At 62.8% G+C, this 13,959-nt stretch carries 13 protein-coding genes; 1 reads left to right on the plus strand and 12 read right to left on the minus strand.

All coding sequences use genetic code 11. The annotated features are described in order from the left end of the window. Positions 1-2,340 (plus strand): ribonuclease E/G (locus ACIGDJ_RS24580; RefSeq protein ID WP_397504637.1); only part of this gene is annotated, 2,340 nt, incomplete at its 5' end. A gap of 118 nt (positions 2,341-2,458) precedes the next feature. Here the strand turns inward: ACIGDJ_RS24580 and ACIGDJ_RS24585 are convergent. From ACIGDJ_RS24585 to ACIGDJ_RS24640, 12 genes are all read right to left on the minus strand, one after another. After that, positions 2,459-3,049, minus strand: coding sequence for a nucleotidyltransferase family protein (locus ACIGDJ_RS24585; protein WP_397480125.1), 591 nt, complete (start codon positions 3,047-3,049; stop codon positions 2,459-2,461). Continuing rightward, the gene (locus ACIGDJ_RS24590) at positions 3,046-4,026 is read right to left on the minus strand and encodes an XdhC family protein (RefSeq protein ID WP_397480124.1); all 981 of its coding nucleotides are present in this window, start codon (positions 4,024-4,026) and stop codon (positions 3,046-3,048) included. Before ACIGDJ_RS24590 ends, ACIGDJ_RS24585 begins: the two co-directional genes overlap by 4 nt. After that, positions 4,027-6,348, minus strand: a complete 2,322-nt coding sequence (locus tag ACIGDJ_RS24595) for a molybdopterin cofactor-binding domain-containing protein (protein WP_397480123.1) — start codon at positions 6,346-6,348, stop codon at positions 4,027-4,029. It abuts the gene before it with no gap. Beyond that, entirely contained in the window at positions 6,345-6,815 is a 471-nt protein-coding gene (locus ACIGDJ_RS24600) for a 2Fe-2S iron-sulfur cluster-binding protein (protein WP_312999842.1), read from the minus strand. Before ACIGDJ_RS24600 ends, ACIGDJ_RS24595 begins: the two co-directional genes overlap by 4 nt. Positions 6,816-7,064: 249 nt before the next feature. Further along, the gene (gene murB, locus ACIGDJ_RS24605) at positions 7,065-8,084 is read right to left on the minus strand and encodes a UDP-N-acetylmuramate dehydrogenase (RefSeq protein WP_312999841.1); all 1,020 of its coding nucleotides are present in this window, start codon (positions 8,082-8,084) and stop codon (positions 7,065-7,067) included. Beyond that, positions 8,081-8,545 carry a low molecular weight protein-tyrosine-phosphatase gene (locus ACIGDJ_RS24610; RefSeq protein WP_101156176.1) on the minus strand — a complete coding sequence of 155 codons (465 nt, stop codon included), beginning with the start codon at positions 8,543-8,545 and terminating at the stop codon, positions 8,081-8,083. Before ACIGDJ_RS24610 ends, murB begins: the two co-directional genes overlap by 4 nt. Continuing rightward, complete coding sequence (gene kdsB / locus ACIGDJ_RS24615) at positions 8,545-9,309, minus strand: 3-deoxy-manno-octulosonate cytidylyltransferase (RefSeq protein ID WP_397480122.1); 765 nt, start codon at positions 9,307-9,309, stop codon at positions 8,545-8,547. The genes ACIGDJ_RS24610 and kdsB overlap by 1 nt, the downstream gene beginning before the upstream one ends. After that, positions 9,306-9,491, minus strand: coding sequence for a Trm112 family protein (locus ACIGDJ_RS24620; RefSeq protein WP_003179363.1), 186 nt, complete (start codon positions 9,489-9,491; stop codon positions 9,306-9,308). The genes kdsB and ACIGDJ_RS24620 overlap by 4 nt, the downstream gene beginning before the upstream one ends. 25 nt (positions 9,492-9,516) lie before the next feature. After that, entirely contained in the window at positions 9,517-10,527 is a 1,011-nt protein-coding gene (gene lpxK, locus ACIGDJ_RS24625; protein WP_312999839.1) for a tetraacyldisaccharide 4'-kinase, read from the minus strand. Further along, entirely contained in the window at positions 10,527-10,955 is a 429-nt protein-coding gene (locus ACIGDJ_RS24630) for a biopolymer transporter ExbD (RefSeq protein WP_041479458.1), read from the minus strand. Before ACIGDJ_RS24630 ends, lpxK begins: the two co-directional genes overlap by 1 nt. Beyond that, a complete protein-coding gene (locus tag ACIGDJ_RS24635; protein WP_016771007.1) occupies positions 10,952-11,587 on the minus strand; it encodes a MotA/TolQ/ExbB proton channel family protein in 636 nt (211 codons plus the stop codon). Before ACIGDJ_RS24635 ends, ACIGDJ_RS24630 begins: the two co-directional genes overlap by 4 nt. A gap of 101 nt (positions 11,588-11,688) precedes the next feature. Further along, on the minus strand, positions 11,689-13,923 hold the full coding sequence (locus ACIGDJ_RS24640; protein WP_397480121.1) for a DNA internalization-related competence protein ComEC/Rec2: 2,235 nt from the start codon (positions 13,921-13,923) through the stop codon (positions 11,689-11,691). Positions 13,924-13,959 lie beyond the last annotated feature (36 nt).

A 13,959-nucleotide genomic window follows, 5' to 3' on the forward strand; every position in this document is an offset into this window, starting at 1 on the left:
TCGGCGCGCCCCACCAAAGGCACCGACATCGAAGAAACCGCCCTGCAGACCAACCTTGAAGCCGCCGAAGAAATCGCCCGTCAGTTGCGCCTGCGCGACATCGGCGGCCTGATCGTCATCGACTTCATCGACATGACTCCGGCCAAGAACCAGCGCGCCGTGGAAGAGAAAGTCCGCGAATGCCTGGAAGCCGACCGTGCACGCGTGCAGATCGGTCGCATTTCGCGCTTCGGCCTGCTGGAAATGTCACGCCAACGCCTGCGTCCATCGCTCGGCGAAAGCAGCGGCATCGTCTGCCCGCGTTGCAACGGCACCGGCATCATCCGTGACGTTGAATCGCTGTCGCTGGCAATCCTGCGCCTGATCGAAGAAGAAGCTCTGAAGGACCGCACCGCCGAAGTTCGCGCACAAGTGCCGATCCCGGTCGCCGCGTTCCTGCTCAACGAAAAACGCAACTCGATCACCAAGATCGAACTGCGCACCCGTGCCCGCATCGTCATTCTGCCGAACGATCATCTCGAGACGCCGCACTTCGAAGTCCAGCGTCTGCGTGATGACAGCCCGGAAGCTGCGACCAACCAGTCCAGCTACGAAATCGCTGCAGCCGCTGCCGAAGTCGAAGAAGTCCAGCCAGCCGCTGCGACCCGCACCCTGGTTCGCCAGGAAGCTGCAGTGAAGACTGCGCCGGCCCGTGCCAACGCGCCGGTGCCGACTGATGTTGCACCTGCCGCGCCCGCTCCGGCACCGGTTGCCGCACCTGAGCCAAGCCTGTTCAAGGGTCTGGTGAAGTCGCTGGTGAGCCTGTTCGCCACCAAGGAAGAGCCAGCCGCTCCGGTTGCCGTTGCGAAACCGGCTGCCACCGAGCGTCCGGCCCGTAACGAAGAGCGCCGCAACGGTCGTCAACAGAGCCGCAACCGTAACGGTCGCCGCGATGAAGAACGCAAGCCGCGCGAAGAACGTGCTCCACGTGAAGAACGCGCACCTCGCGAGCCACGTGAAGAGCGTCAGCCACGTGAAGCCCGTGAGCCGCGTGAAGCGCGCAGCGAAGCACCGGTGGCCCGCGAAGAGCGCGCACCACGTGCCCCGCGTGAAGAACGTGCACCGCGCGCACCGCGTGAAGATCGCAAGCCGCGTGGCGAGCGTGAAGAACGCGTGCGTGAACTGCGCGAACCGCTGGACGCCGTGCCAGCCGTAGCCGCAGCAGCCGTAACCGCTGAAGAGCGTCCGGCTCGTCAGCCACGCGAAGAGCGCGCTCCGCGTCCGCCGCGTGAAGAGCGTCAACCGCGTGCCGAACAGGCCGCTGCTGCCGTTGCCGAAGAAGAAGTGAACACCAATAACGAAGAGCAACTGCCGGAAGACGGTCAGGACAACGCCGAAGGCGATCGTCCACGTCGTCGCTCCCGTGGTCAGCGTCGTCGCAGCAACCGTCGCGAGCGTCAACGTGATGCCAACGGCAACGTGATCGAAGGTTCGGAAGAATCCGAGTCCGCCGAAAACGCTGGCGAGCCAAGCAATGCCGATCTGGCCGCTGGCCTGGCCGTCACCGCCGCCGTTGCCAGCAGCACCATTAGCGCTCCGGCTGAAGCCGAGGCCCACGAGCAGGCTGAACGCGCCACCGCCGCTACTTTGGAAACTGTTCCAGTTGAAGCGCCGGCTGTCGAAGCCACCTCCCCAGTGGAAGTGACTGCTGCACCGGAAATCGAAATAGCCCCGGTCAGCGAAGCTCAGCCTCAGGTTGAAGCGGCTGCGCAAGCTGTCGTTGAAGCGCCCGTTGTTGCAGCCGAGCCAGCGGTTGATACCGTCACTGAAGACGTGACCAAAACCGTGCGCGAAGTTCGCGAAGAGCAGACTGCGTTCAACTGGGTTGCCGAGCCGGCCGTCACCGAAGCTCCGGCGCCAGTCGCTGAAGCCGAAGTACCGCCAGCCATGGTCTCCGAAACAGTTGTTGCAGCGGCCGAACCGGCACCGGCGCCAGTGGTTGAAGCACCGGTTGCTGAAGCTCAGGTTGAGGAAGCGCCAGCTGCAGTCGAAGCGCCAGCCCCGGTGGTTGAAGCACCGGCTCCGGTCAGCGCCCTGACGCCAAACGGCCGCGCGCCAAACGATCCGCGTGAAGTGCGCCGTCGCAAGCGTGAAGCCGAGCGCCTGCAGAAGGAAGCCGAACTGGCTGCCGCTGCGGCGCCAGCCGCTGCAACTGAAGTGGTCGAGGCAGCCCCTGCCCCTGTCGCTGAAGAAGCATCGGTCGAAGCGGTAATCGCCGAAGCGCCCCGCTCCGTTCAGGACGCGGTCGAGCAGCGCGAAGAAGCCCAGGAGAAAGAGCACGAGCCTAAACCACTCGTGTAATTCCTGAAGCTGTTAAAAAGCCCCGCCCGGTGAAAGCCTGGCGGGGCTTTTTATTGCCTGTTTATCAGATCAAAAGATCGTCCGAAGGCTCGGGCCGCGTTCGGAGGATCTTTTGCTGTTATTTGAAAACCAAAGCCTCTGGCGCATCGACATCCCACAACACCCCGGGATCATCCACCGCCACTTCAACCACCCGAGCCTGCGCAAACAACGGCCGCGCCCCGCGATCGCCGATCAGGGCCTGCAACTGCGCGCCGAACCCACGGCCAAACCCTACCGGATGGCCAAATTCGCCGTTCAGCACCGGCACGCTCACCGCCTCATCAGCCATCGCCGCGAGCACTCGCTCGATACTCGAAGGCAAGATAAACGGCATATCGCCGAGCACAATCAACCAGCCATCAGCGTCCGGGCAAGCGGCAACACCTGCGGCAATGCTGTCGCCCATGCCGGTCGATTCGATCGACACCACGTCGCAGCCGTAAGCCTGGGCCATGCGCATTGCCTGCGGGCGCGCTTCGGTCGTAACCAGTACGCGCTGGTTGAGACTGGCCGGCAGGTTCACCAGGACCTGCTCGATGACCGAACGCACTGCGCCGTCACGTCCGGTGCAGTCAGCGAGCAATTTGTCCTTGTCGGGGCCGGCGATCTGGCGAAAACGATTGCCCTCGCCCGCCGCCAGCACGATCACTGCGATGGATTGGCTCATGCGCCCTCCAGCGGTTTCTTCTGTTTGAGCTCCACACCGTTCTTGATCGCAACAATTTCCGCCAGCAGCGACAAGGCAATCTCTGCCGGCGAGTGGCTGCCGATGTGCAGGCCGATCGGCCCGTGCAAGCGATCAATCGACGCTTGGGGCAAACCTAGCTGAGCGAGGTTTTCCCGTCGCTTTTGGCTGTTGACCCGCGAGCCCAGCGCGCCGACGTAAAACGCCGGCGAGTCGAGCGCGGTGAGCAAAGCCATGTCATCCAGACGTGGATCGTGAGTCAAGGCAACAATCGCCGTACGCTCGTCGGTCTGAATGTTCAACACCGCCTCGTCCGGCATGCCGGGAACGAAGCGGCCATGCTGCTCTTCCCAGCCGTAAACGAATTCGGTGCGCGGATCGCAGATCAGCACTTCGAAATCCAGCAGCCGCGCCATGTCGGCGACGTAGCGTGACAACTGCCCGGCGCCGATCAACAGCAGGCGCCAGCGCGGGCCGTAAATCGCCCGCAAAACCTTGCCGTCGAACACCAGCGAATCGGTTTTACTCGCCGGAGCCAGCAGCACCTCGCCGGTTTCGATGCTTAGTTCCCGGGCCACGATTTCATGGTTTTCGCAACGCTGCAGCAGCTCGGCCACCCACGCCGGGTCGCCGACATGCTCCTCGGTCAGGCGCAACGTGCCGCCGCAAGGCAGGCCGAAACGCGCGGCCTCCTCACGGGTCACGCCGTAGGTGATCATCTGCACCGGCGGGCCGTCGGTGGCGATGCGACCGTCGTGCAGTCGCGCGATCAGGTCATCTTCGACACAGCCGCCCGACACCGAACCGATCACCACGCCATCTTCGCGCAAGGCGAGCATGGCGCCGGGCGAGCGCGGCGCCGTGCCCCATGTCTGCACGACGCTGAACAGCACCACCCGCTGTCCGGCGCGGCGCCATTCAAGCACGCTACGCAGAACGTTGAGATCGACGCTGTCCATTCACGCCTCCGCCTTCTGCCAGCCTTGCAGCTGATAACGCACCGGCAGATTGCGAATGCGTTTGCCGGTCGCGGCGAAGATCGCATTGCACAGCGCCGGCGCAATCGGCGGCACACCAGGCTCGCCCACGCCACCCAACGGCACGTCACCCGGCGGCGTGACCAAGTGCACCGCAACCTCCTTGGGCGCCAGCGACATGCGCGCGACCTCGTACATATGGAAGTTATCCTGCTGGACCTTGCCGTCCTTGAAGCTGATTTCGCCAAGCACGGCGTTGCCCAAGCCCATGACGCACGCGCCTTCGAACTGCGAACGGATGCGCTCAGGGTTGATCTGCGGCCCGCAGTCCACCGCGATGTCGGCCTTGTGCACGATCAGGGAACCGTCGTCCTTGACCTCGACTTCGATCGCTGCCGCCACATAGGTGACGAAGCTGTAATGCACCGCCAGACCGAGGCCGCGGCCCTTGGGCAGTTTGCGCCCCCAACCGGCAGCCTTGGCGGCAGTTTCCAGCACCGTGCGCATGCGTCCGGTGTCGATCGGATAACGCTCGGGCGATTCGCCGTAATTCCACTCCTCGCTCAAGGTGCGTGGATCGATCTGCCGATCCGGGCCGAGCAATTTGATCTGGTACTTGAGCGGATCTTCACCGGCCTTGTGCGCCAGTTCATCGACGAAGCTCTGAATGGCGAAACCGTGGGGAATGTTCGACACCGAGCGATACCAGCCGACCCGCGTGTGCACCTTGGCTTCGGGGTTTTCCAGGCGCACGTTGGGAATCGCGTAAGCCATGTTGGTAAAGCCCATGCCCAGCTCGAACGCCGCTTCATGGTTCATGTCCGCCGCAAACAGCGCGGTGATGCTCGGTGCCACGGTGCGATGCAGCCACCCGGACGGCATGCCATTCTTGTCGATGCCAGCCTTCAGATATTCCGCCGAGACGGTGTGGAAATACGAATTGTGGATGTCGTCTTCGCGCGTCCACTGCACACGCACAGCCTTACCCGGAAACTCCTTGGCGAGAATCGCCGCTTCGACGACGAAGTCCGGTTTGGACTTGCGCCCGAAACCACCGCCCAGCAGCGTTACGTTGAAGGTGACCTTTTCGAACGGTACGCCCAGGCGCTCGGCGATGCGCTCACGGGTGACCTGCGGTGCCTGACTCGGCGCCCAGGCTTCGCACACGCCGTCCTTGTACCGGGCAATGGCAACCATCGGTTCCATCGGCGCCTGGGCCAAGTGCGGCAGGTAATACGAAGCTTCAAGGGTACTGGCAGCGCCGCTCAAGGCCTTGTCGATGTCACCGGTATTGCGCACCACTTTGCCGGTTGTCAGCGACGCGGCTTCAAGCTCCTTGCGATAGGCAATCGAGTCATAACTGGCATTCGGGCCATCGTCCCACTCGATCTTCAGTGCCTCGCGACCTTTGATCGCCGCCCACGTATTGCTCGCCACGACTGCGACGCCACCCAGCGGCTGAAATTCCGAGGGCAACGGTCGGCCTTCGATCTGCATGACTTTTAACACGCCAGGGACTTTCAGCGCGGCACTGTCATCGAGGCTTTTGACCTTGCCGCCATACACCGCCGGGCGGGCGATGGTGGCGTAGAGCATGCCGTCAAAATGCACGTCGGCGCCGTACACTGCGCGGCCATTGACGATATCGGCACCGTCGATGGCCCTGGTGCCTTCCTTGCCGATGTAGCGAAATTCCGACGGCTGCTTGAGACGCAGGCTGTCACGCGCCGGCACCGCCAGCGCACTGGCCGCAGCGGCGAGTTCGCCGTAGCCCAGTTCGCGGCCGGAGGGTTTGTGAATGACCTTGTGCAGTTGCGCATGGCATTCGCCGACCGGCACTTTCCACTGGGCGGCGGCAGCTTGCTCAAGCATGGTTCGCGCCGCCGCACCGCAACGACGCATCGGCTCGTACCAGTGACGCATGCTGCGCGAGCCGTCGGTATCCTGGTTGCCGAAGCGCACTTCATCACCCGGCGCCTGCTGGACTTTAACCAGCGCCCAGTCGGCCTCGAGTTCGTCGGCAACCACCATGCTCAGGCTGGTGCGCACGCCCTGGCCCATTTCCGAGCGATTGCACACCACGGTGACGCTGCCATCGGCAGCAATGCTCACGTAAACCTTGGGGTCGTCGATCCATCCATTGGGCATGCCGTCCGCGCCGAACTTCTTCGGCGCGTCATCGGCCAGCGCATCCTGCCAGCCCCAGCTCGCCGCGAGGACCAGCGCACTGGTGGCGCCGACGCCTTTGAGAAAGCCACGGCGGCTGAGATTGCTCAGGGCGAAATCATTCGGGACGTGGCTCATGCCTTCACCTCCTTCAGGTGAGTGGAGGCCTGGCGGATTGCGGTTTTGATCCGGTTATACGTGCCACAGCGGCAGATGTTGCCAACCATGGCTTCTTCGATCTGCTCATCGCTTGGGTTCGGGTTGGTTTTCAGCAATGCCGTTGCCGACATGATCTGCCCGCCCTGGCAATAACCGCATTGAGCGACTGCGGTGTCGAGCCACGCTTGCTGCACTACCATGCCCACCGGGTCGGCGTGAAGGTTATCGATGGTGGTGACGTTCTGGCCGATCACCGAGCCGATCGGCGTGATGCAACTGCGTGCCGGCAGACCGTCGATATGGATGGTGCAGGCGCCGCACAGGCCCATGCCGCAACCGAATTTGGTGCCGTTGTAACCGGCGACGTCCCGAATCGCCCACAACAGCGGCATGTCTTCGGTGACATCGAGGGAATGGTCTTGACCGTTGAGTTTCAGGGTAATCATGGGCACGCCCGCATATTTTTTAGTGGTTATGGGGTCGAGTAATCTGCCGCCGGAAAATCAGCGGTGGGTTCGCGCAGATCGACTCAGGCTAATCAGGCTCTCTTGCACCGACGGAGACGTCTGCACCGGGCCTTTAGGTGGAGCAAATGGTTGGTATCGTTAGCTCGCTAAGTTAACCCAGCATTAACAAAAAAGCCCTGCACTTTTTAATCAGTGCAGGGCTTTTGATGGCCTCAGGCAAGCGTAGCCTCAATACCGATTGGGCTCCATTTCCAGTTCGACCTGGAAGCGCTCGGCGATGTCTTTCTGGATACGTTGCGCCAGGTCGAGCAGTTGCAGGCCGGTGGCCGTGCCGTAGTTGACCAGCACCAGCGCCTGCAACTTGTGCACGCCGGCATCGCCGTCGCGGAAACCCTTCCAGCCGGCGCGTTCGATCAGCCAGCCAGCGGCCAGTTTCATCTGCCCGTCCGCTTGCAGGTAAGCCACCAGATCCGGGTGCTGCGCTTTGATCCGCGTGACCACAGCGGCAGACACCAGCGGATTCTTGAAGAAGCTGCCGGCGTTGCCGAGCACCGCCGGGTCCGGCAGTTTTTCACTGCGGATGCTGCAGATGGCGCGGCTGACGTCGGTGGGCGTCGGCTGCTCGATCCCCTGCTCGCTCAAGCGCTGACGCACCGGGCCGTATTCCAGATGCAGGTGCGCCGCGCGATCCAGTCTGAAACGCACCCGCAGAATCAGCCAACGTCCCGGCTGCTGCTTGAACAAGCTGTCGCGGTAGCCGAAATTGCATTCTTCCAGGCTGAAATCCCGTAGCTCGCCGCTCTCGCGATCCAGCGCGGTCAGGCCGGCAAACACGTCCTTGATCTCGACGCCATAGGCACCGATGTTCTGCATCGGCGCGGCGCCAACAGTGCCAGGGATCAGGCTGAGGTTTTCCAGCCCGGCCAAACCCAGGGCCAGCGTGTGCTGGACGAACGGGTGCCAGGGCTCGCCCGCTTCTGCCTCGACAACCACTTGACTGCCATCATCGCTGAGCAGGCGAATGCCACGGGTGGCCATGCGCAGCACCAGCGCCGGAATATCCGCCGTCAGCAGCAAGTTGCTGCCGCCGCCGATCACCAGCAACGGCACGTTATGGGACGCGGCATAGGCCAGCGCTTCGCGGACATCGTCATCGCTGTGGGCTTCAGTGAACAGTTGCGCGCGCACATCGACGCCGAACGTGTTGAAGGCCTTTAGTGATGCCTGCGGTTGGACCTGCAGACTCATAACCGCCCCTTCACTTCGATCACCAACTGGTCGCAGGCCACTTCGATCAGATCAAGCACCTGTTCGAAACCCTGATCACCGTCGTAATACGGGTCCGGCACTTCATCGACCAGCCCGGCATAACGACGCAGGAACAGGTCCAGCTCGGCCCTGCCAGTAGACGGTTGCAGGGCCTTGAGGTTGCGCAGGTTGCTGTTGTCCATGGCGAGGATCAGGTCATAGCTGGCGAAATCGGCCCGACTGACCTGCTGCGCGCGCTGCGTCGACAGGTCATAACCGCGCAGTTTCGCCGCAGCCTGGCTACGCTTGTCCGGCGGGTTGCCGACGTGCCAGTCACCGGTGCCGGCGGAGGCCACCTCCACTACATCCGCCAATCCCGCGTCACGCAACTTGTGGCGTAACACACCTTCGGCGGTGGGCGAGCGGCAGATGTTGCCCAGGCACACAAACAGAACGCGCATCAGGCCCCCAGCAGGCGACGAACCCGCTCCAGGTCTTCTGCAGTGTCGACGCCGGTCGGCGGCGCGATCAGTGCATCGGCGACATGAATGCGCACGCCGTGCCACAAGGCACGCAGTTGCTCAAGGGATTCGGTGTTTTCCAGCCAGCATGGGCCCCAGCTCACAAAGTCGTGGAGGAACCCGGCGCGGTAGGCGTAAATGCCGATGTGACGGCGATAGGGCACGCCTTCCGGCAGTTGCTCGCGGCTTTTGGCAAACGCATCGCGAGCCCACGGCAAGGTGGCGCGACTGAAAGTCAGCGCGAGGCCGTTGATGTCACTGGCGACCTTGACCACGTTAGGGTTGAACAGCGTTTCCACATCCTCGATCGGCTCGGCCAGCGTGGCCATGCGCGCCTCGGTGTGAGCGGCGAGATTGGCGGCGACCTGATCGATCACGCTCGGCGGAATCAGCGGCTCATCGCCCTGGACATTGACCACGATCGCATCAGGTTCAAGGCCCAGTTTCGCTGCCACTTCGGCCAGACGATCGGTGCCGGAGTTGTGATCTTCACGGGTCAGCACCACTTCGGCGCCAAAGCTTTTGCACGCGTCGAAAATGCGCGCGTCATCAGTGGCAACGACGACGCGGGTCGCGCTGCTTTTGCTCGCCTGTTCCCAGACATGCTGGATCATCGGCTTGCCGGCAATATCCAGCAACGGCTTGCCCGGCAAACGGGTCGAGGCGAAACGCGACGGGATGACAACAGTGAAGGCTGTGGTCATTTATCCAGACGCTCATCGGTGGTCAGGGTGCGCGCTTCGCTTTCCAGCATCACCGGGATGCCGTCGCGGATGGGGTAAGCCAGGCCGGCGCCCTTGCTGATCAGTTCGGTCTTGTCGGCGCTAAGCTTGAGCGGGCCTTTGCATACGGGGCAGGCGAGGATGTCGAGCAGTTTGGTATCCATGAACATTCCCAGAAAGAAAAAACAATTAAGGCAACAGACGATCCGGCAACAGGCGCATCAGCTGCGTGTCGAACCAGGCCACAAAGGCCGGAGACGGCACGGCATCGACCGCCAGATACCACCAGTCGGCAGCAGCGAAGGCACGGCACTTCACCGCATCCTTTTCGGTCATTACCAACGGCAATGACGGGGTGAAATTCAACGCCTGTACGCTGTATTCGGCGTGGTCGGCAAATGCATGCGGGACTGGTCGCCAGTCTAGCGCTTCGAGGGTATTGAAGAAACGTTGCGGATTACCGATGCCGGCCACCGCATGCAGCGCTTGCCCGGGCGGAAAATGATCGAGCGGCTGATGCTCGCCGCTGCGCAGGTTGACCAGCGCCGTGGGCTGCAGGCGAAAGGCGAAACCGTCGTCGCGATCAGCCAAGGCACCGTTAAACAGCACGCCGTCAACACTCTGCAGGCGCTCGACCGGCTCACGCAACGGCCCGGCCGGCAGACAACGCTGATTGCCCAGCCCCCGAGCCGCATCGATCAGCACCAGCTCCAGGTCTCGCGCGAGGCGATAGTGCTGCATGCCATCGTCAGACAGAATCAGATCCAGCGGCTCACTGGCGATCAAGGCTTTGACGGCGGCGCTGCGATCAGGGTCGATCATCAGCGGCACACCGGTGCGCTGGACGATCAGCAACGGCTCGTCACCAGCAATCTCGGCGCTGTGCTCGGCCTCGACGCGCCAGGGCAGATGCGCCGGCTTGGCGCCGTAACCGCGACTGACCACGCCGACGCGCAGTCCACGGCGTCGGCAATGCTCGATCAGCCAAAGAATCATCGGCGTCTTGCCGGTGCCACCGACCGTGATATTACCGACCACAATCAGCGGCACGGGCGATTGGTAGATCTCTCCGTCACCGTCGAGAAAGCGCTGACGCTTGTTGATCACCACGCGGCGATACAGCATTTCCAGTGGCCGCAGCAGCGTCAGGGCCGGGTGCCCCTGATACCACGCGTTGAGCAGGCGATCGGACAGGCTCATCAGGATTTCGGAGCCGCCTCGACCGTGGTCATGCGCAGGTGGCTGAAACCAAGCTTGCCGGCCGCGTCCATGGCGGTGATCACCGATTGATGCTGGGCCTTGCCATCGGCACTGATCGACAACGGCATGTTGGTGTCGCCGTTGGATTCTTTCTGCATGGCTTCCATCAGCGTCGGCAGATCATTCTTCGGCAGAATCTTGTTGTTCACCGAAAATACGCCTTCGGCACTGATCGCGACGTCCAGTTGTTTGACCTGCTGATCTTCGGCGGGCGAGCCGCTGACCGCTTCCGGCAGATCCACGCGCAGCTGGGTTTCGCGAGTGAAGGTGGTAGTGACCACGAAAAACAGCAGCAGGATGAACACCACGTCAATCAGCGACGCGAGGTTGATGTCTACGGTTTCCCGGGGCTTGCGACGGAATTTCACGCTTTGCCCTCGGCCAGATCGACATCACGGTCGCCCTGCACCACTTCCACCAGTTTGATCGCTTCCTGCTCCATGCCGACCACCAGCTCGTCGATACGACGCTGCAGGAAACGGTGGAAGAACACCGCCGGGATGCCGACCATCAGGCCTGCAGCGGTGGTGATCAGGGCTTTGGAAATACCGCCGGCCAGCACCGAAGCGTTGGTGGTCATGCCGGAACCGGTAAAGGCACTGAAAATATCGATCATGCCCAGCACGGTGCCGAGCAGGCCGAGCAACGGCGCCATGGCAGCAATGGTGCCGAGGGCATTGATATAGCGTTCGAGTTCATGAATGACGCGCGCGGCGGCCTCTTCGATGCACTCCTTCATGATCTCGCGACCATGCTTGGAGTTGGCGAGGCCCGCGGCGAGGATTTCCCCCAGCGGCGAGTTGGCGCGCAGTTCCTTGAGTTTTTCCTTGTTGAGCTGCTTGTCCTTGATCCAGACCCAGACCTGACCCAGCAAATGCTCGGGGGTAACGCGACTGGCGCGCAGTGTCCACAGGCGCTCGGCGACAATCGCCATGGCCGCGATGGAACTCAGAATGATCGGCAACATCATCCAGCCGCCGGATTTGACCAATTCCCACACAGTGACAGTCCCCTCGAAAAAGTGCGCCACTTTACCATACCGATCCGCGATTAAGACCCGCCACCCCGACGACCGTGAGGTGGCAACCATGCTGGCACCGATCAACGGCCAGGCGTCGGCGGATCACGCCAGAAACGCCGCTGGTGACGCATCGTCCACGGCGCTTTGAAGCTGCCCAGTTGCAGATGGATGGCGCCCTGCTCGGCGCTGTCGTAAATGCGCAGGCCTTGCTTGCGGTAGCGCGCCAATACCGTTGGATGCGGGTGACCGAACGAATTGCCGTGGCCGCGGGAGATCAGCACCGCTTCTGGCTGCAAGGCTTTGAGCAGAGCCATCGACGATGAGCTGCGACTGCCGTGGTGGGGTGATTGCAGCCACTGCGTCGGTACGGCAAGTGGGCTGTCGAGCAGGACGCGCTCGGCGTGGGTGTCGATGTCGCCAGTGAGCAGCAGGCGTTCGCCGTTGGCCTCGATTTGCAAGACACAGGAGCGCTGGTTGCTGTCATCGGCCGCCGACCATTGCCAGAGCTGGAACTGCACGCCATCCCACTGCCATTGTTTGCCACTTTCGCAAGCTTCGGCGTTCAACTCGGCCGGCAGGTTCGGCGGATCGCCGCTGACGATGCGGTGCACATTCACTCCATGCATGATCGCCCGTGCGCCGCCAGCGTGATCGGCGTCGGCATGGCTGAGCAGCATCAGGTCGAGCGTTTGCACATTGAGTTTGCGTAACGCTGGCAACACCACGCGTTCGCCGATATCGAAATCGCCGAAGCGCGGGCCGGCGTCATAGAGCAATGCGTGATGTCGAGTGCGGACGAGGATGGCCAGACCTTGGCCGACATCCAGTTGCCAGATATCTGCCCGGCCTTCATCTACTCGCTCTCGCGGCGGTAACACCAACAACAACATCAGCGGCCAGCCCAACGGACGCAGCGGCACGCCACGGGGCAACAACAATAATGATGCGCCGAGGCTGCCCAAGGCCAACGCCCAGAAGGGGATCGCGGCAGGGACCCACGCTGGCCATTGCCCGGCAATCAGCGCCAGCGCGATGAACAGCCAGTCGATCAAACCACCGGCCAGCCACAACAGCCCTTCACCAACATGGGGCACGGGCAGCAACAGCGTGCCGAGCAGGGCCGGCGGCAGTACCACGAGGCTGACCCACGGTACTGCCAGCAGATTGGCTACAGGCCCACTGATGCTGATCGGCAAGCTCAGCGCCAGCAATACCGGACACAAGCCGATTGCGATCAGCCACTGCGCGCGAGTCCAGGTCTGCCACCAACGCCAAGCGCCCAGCCGCCCGCCGAAGGTGAAGATCAACACCGCCACTGCGGCGAACGACAGCCAGAAGCCTGGACGCAAACTGGCCAGCGGATCAAGCAGCAGTACGCCATTGAATGCCAGCAGCAACGGCCACCACGCGCCGAGATGGCGAAAACGCAGGCGCCACAACAGCACTAGCGCCACCATCACGCAGGCGCGCTGCACCGGCACATCGAAGCCGGCGAGCAAGCCGTAACCCAGCGCCGTCGCGAAGGCCAGACCGCACGCCCACGGCAGCCATGGCCAGCGCAACGGCCAGATTCCGAAACGCGCCAACCCGGCGACCAGCATATACATCACCGCCGCCAGCAAACCGATGTGCTGGCCGGAAATCACCAGCAAATGCACGGTGCCGGTGTCTTGCAGTACCTGCCAGTCCTCGCGCCTGAGCCCAGAGCCATCACCGAGTACCAGCGCCGCCAACGCGCCCTCGCGTCCTTGCGCATCCACGGCCAGCAGGCGCTGACGAACCCCGTCGCGCCATGCATTGCGCGCCTCAGCCAGACGCTGACCATCCTTGATCGTGCCGGTCGCACCGATCCGTTGCGCCAGCAGCCACGCCTCGTAATCGAAGGCGTCCGGATTGAGTAAACCAGTCGGGCGTTTCAACTTCACCGCCAGACGCCAGCGTTCGCCGCTATTGACCGCAGGCCCGGCATACCAGGCCAGGCGCAGCAGCGACGGCAACTTTTCGTGGCGTGAGTGGGCATCGGCCAACTCGAAACGCACCACGCCCGCGTCGTGCTGTGGCAAGCCGACCACGCGCCCTTCAAGCCAGCGGGTTTCACCATCCAGGCTCGGCGGCAAACGATCATTCAAGGCCCACTGCGCGCCGACACAGGCCCACGTGTAGCCAAACAGCAAAAACGCCAATGGATAGCTGCGAAACGGCAGCAGCATCAGCGCCACCACCGGTAGCACCAGCAACCAACCGACCGGCGGCAAGACCGGTAAAAAAACCGGGGCCAGCAGACCGACTGCCAGCGCCATCATCCCTGTGCGCATATGCCCGTCCTTGAGAGTCCCCTCCTTAGGCATAGC

Origin of the sequence: Pseudomonas sp. NPDC079367 (assembly GCF_044542195.1) — a bacterium.
Lineage (GTDB): Bacteria > Pseudomonadota > Gammaproteobacteria > Pseudomonadales > Pseudomonadaceae > Aquipseudomonas.

Bases quoted from the DNA above. Each gene is read 5' to 3' on its own strand.
- murB (WP_312999841.1), bottom strand. From the start codon at position 8,084: ATGAGTCTGCAGGTCCAACCGCAGGCATCACTAAAGGCCTTCAACACG.
- ACIGDJ_RS24620 (WP_003179363.1), bottom strand. From the start codon at position 9,491: ATGGATACCAAACTGCTCGACATCCTCGCCTGCCCCGTATGCAAAGGC.
- ACIGDJ_RS24610 (WP_101156176.1), bottom strand. From the start codon at position 8,545: ATGCGCGTTCTGTTTGTGTGCCTGGGCAACATCTGCCGCTCGCCCACC.
- lpxK (WP_312999839.1), bottom strand. From the start codon at position 10,527: ATGAGCCTGTCCGATCGCCTGCTCAACGCGTGGTATCAGGGGCACCCG.
- ACIGDJ_RS24640 (WP_397480121.1), bottom strand. From the start codon at position 13,923: ATGCGCACAGGGATGATGGCGCTGGCAGTCGGTCTGCTGGCCCCGGTT.
- ACIGDJ_RS24600 (WP_312999842.1), bottom strand. From the start codon at position 6,815: ATGATTACCCTGAAACTCAACGGTCAAGACCATTCCCTCGATGTCACC.
- ACIGDJ_RS24595 (WP_397480123.1), bottom strand. From the start codon at position 6,348: ATGAGCCACGTCCCGAATGATTTCGCCCTGAGCAATCTCAGCCGCCGT.
- ACIGDJ_RS24590 (WP_397480124.1), bottom strand. From the start codon at position 4,026: ATGGACAGCGTCGATCTCAACGTTCTGCGTAGCGTGCTTGAATGGCGC.
- kdsB (WP_397480122.1), bottom strand. From the start codon at position 9,309: ATGACCACAGCCTTCACTGTTGTCATCCCGTCGCGTTTCGCCTCGACC.
- ACIGDJ_RS24585 (WP_397480125.1), bottom strand. From the start codon at position 3,049: ATGAGCCAATCCATCGCAGTGATCGTGCTGGCGGCGGGCGAGGGCAAT.